The 2,072-nt window shown below is 63.1% G+C and carries 3 protein-coding genes; 2 read left to right on the top strand and 1 reads right to left on the bottom strand.

Going from position 1 to position 2,072, the window contains the following annotated elements; all coding sequences use genetic code 11:
• The first annotated feature begins 229 nt into the window (after window positions 1-229).
• Window positions 230-1,138, top strand: coding sequence for an aromatic amino acid DMT transporter YddG (gene yddG, locus U858_RS0133100; protein WP_025141355.1), 909 nt, complete (start codon window positions 230-232; stop codon window positions 1,136-1,138).
• A 25-nt stretch (window positions 1,139-1,163) separates the two neighbouring features.
• Here yddG and U858_RS0133095 read toward each other — a convergent pair whose 3' ends face one another.
• Window positions 1,164-1,355: a hypothetical protein gene (locus U858_RS0133095; RefSeq protein ID WP_025141354.1), complete on the bottom strand. Its 192-nt coding sequence runs from the start codon at window positions 1,353-1,355 to the stop codon at window positions 1,164-1,166.
• Between the two features lie 181 nt (window positions 1,356-1,536).
• Between U858_RS0133095 and U858_RS0133090 the strand changes: the two genes are divergently transcribed.
• Complete coding sequence (locus U858_RS0133090; RefSeq protein WP_232786657.1) at window positions 1,537-1,860, top strand: hypothetical protein; 324 nt, start codon at window positions 1,537-1,539, stop codon at window positions 1,858-1,860.
• The last annotated feature ends 212 nt before the right edge of the window (window positions 1,861-2,072 follow it).

Genomic DNA, 2,072 nt, shown 5'->3' with positions numbered 1-2,072 from the left:
CGGCCGGATTCCGTCGTGGCCAGCACGTCGGTCAGCCTGCGTATTGAGATGGTCATGCGGCTCGTTCTCCCTCTTGTGTGTTGTTCAACGGGCGCTTCTCTGGCATTTCATTCCCGTACGCGGGCGGGCCCGGCGGCGGGGCTGCGGTTTTGGCTACACTCTCGACGGTTTGGCGCGCGCTTTGCCCGGCGCGGGCGGTGGCTTGAATATCGGGCAATCGGAAAAAGTAATGCAATTTGCTCCCAGCCGGAAGACGGCGACGTTCCTGGGATTGATGGCCGTGGTGCTCTGGGGCACCGTCGTGGGCCTGATCCGCAGTGTCAGCGAGAGTTTCGGCCCGATTGGCGGCGCGGCCCTGATCTATACGGTCGGATCGGCGTTCCTGGTGTTGCTGCTGGGTTTTCCGAAACTGCGGTCTTTTCCGCGCTCGTACCTGATTTCAGGCAGCGTGCTGTTCGTTGTCTATGAAATCTGCCTGTCGCTATCGCTGGGATTTGCCGCCAACCGCGGCCAGGCCATCGAACTGGGCATCGTCAATTACCTGTGGCCGTGCTTCACGGTCATCCTGGCAATCCTGATCAATGGCCAGCGCGCGGGAATCTGGGTGGTGCCCGGCATTGCGCTGTCGTTGTGCGGCATCGTCTGGGTGGTCGGTGGTTCGGGCGGGCTGTCCTGGGACGGCGTGGTCGCCAATGTCTCGAGCAATCCCCTCAGTTATGGCCTGGCGTTCAGCGGCGCCATCATCTGGGCCGTGTATTGCAACGTCACCAAACGCTTTGCCGACGGCAAGAATGGCGTGGCGCTGTTTTTCATGCTGACGGCAGCGGTGCTGTGGATCAAATACGGGTTCAGCAACGAGCCTGCCCTGGTGTTTCGCGGGGCCAGCGTGCTGGAACTATGCGTGACCGGGGGGGCGATGGCCGCCGGTTATGCGCTGTGGAATCTGGGGATACTCAAGGGCAACCTGACGCTGCTCGCCACCGCGTCGTATTTCACGCCGGTGCTGTCGACGTTTTTTGCGGCCGTCTGGTTGTCCACGGCCCTGTCCGCTGCGTTCTGGCAGGGCGTGGCAATGGTGACCGCCGGCTCGTTGATCTGCTGGGCGGCAACGCGCGGCAGGCCGGCCCGGGGCGGGTAGCCCCGGTCTCAGCCGACGGTAACGCTCAATCCATCACCATGGTCTGCGCGACAGCGTAGCCAAGCGGAATGAGCAACAGGGATGCGAACAGGGAACTGATAATCGCCGCCGATATCTTCAGCCAGGGCTCGGGCCCTGCGCTTTGAACCGTTTGAATCACCAACGCGACGATACCCACAACCATCAAACAGCTGATAACCACTGCTACGTAAGTCATGTTGTCTCCGTCCTCGCCTGATTAAAGGGATGCGGCCGCCGCTGCTGCGGTCTACATGTTTGGATTGATTGTGCGCCTGTATTCAGGCGGATGGCGCTAGGGTTTTCCTGACGCCGAATCGCGGTGTGGCGTTTTTGCCGCGCACTGTGCAGCATGGAATGCATGTGCGCTCGCAGCATTGATGCCGGTCCGCCAGCCGCGCGCTTTGCGCTACGATGGCGACGTCGAGTCATTCCCCAGTCCGTCAAACATGCCGCAACGATTACGTCCGGGCACGCGCGCCACCCTGCAGGTCAGGCAATTGCTGCCGGGCGAATTCGCCTGGATCATCACGTTGCTCGACCCCGGCAGCGGCAATGTGCGCAGCACCAATTATTCCGAGCGGCGCTATGCCAGCCAGGACGAGGCATCGGCCGCCGGCAAGGCCGCGGTCGTGGAATTTTTGGGCAAAGAGGCCCAGGAGGGCGCTGGCCCCCCTCGGGAAAGCAAACCGCCCAAAGCCTGACCGCCCGCATCACGCCCTCGCCAGAGGGCTTTTTTTCGCCTCGTGGCAATGGGGTGGGCCGGCTGGGCACGGCACTTGCTGGGTAGCGGACCGGCGCAATTGGCGCCGCCGAGGAGACCCCGCCATGACTCAACTCAATCACCGGCCACCGGGGGCACCGCAAGATGTGCCGCCCGACGATCCGCCGCTGCCCGGCAATCCGCAGCCGGACG

It is taken from the genome of Achromobacter sp. DH1f (genome assembly GCF_000633435.1).
In the GTDB taxonomy this organism is placed as follows: Bacteria; Pseudomonadota; Gammaproteobacteria; order Burkholderiales; family Burkholderiaceae_B; genus Achromobacter; species Achromobacter deleyi.
The sequence above is the reverse complement of the archived record's forward strand: the minus strand, read 5'-3'. Positions and strand labels throughout refer to the sequence as shown.

Coding starts and splice junctions, on each gene's coding strand:
- yddG (WP_025141355.1), top strand. CDS start 230: ATGCAATTTGCTCCCAGCCGGAAGACGGCGACGTTCCTGGGATTGATG.
- U858_RS0133095 (WP_025141354.1), bottom strand. CDS start 1,355: ATGACTTACGTAGCAGTGGTTATCAGCTGTTTGATGGTTGTGGGTATC.
- U858_RS0133090 (WP_232786657.1), top strand. CDS start 1,537: ATGCCGGTCCGCCAGCCGCGCGCTTTGCGCTACGATGGCGACGTCGAG.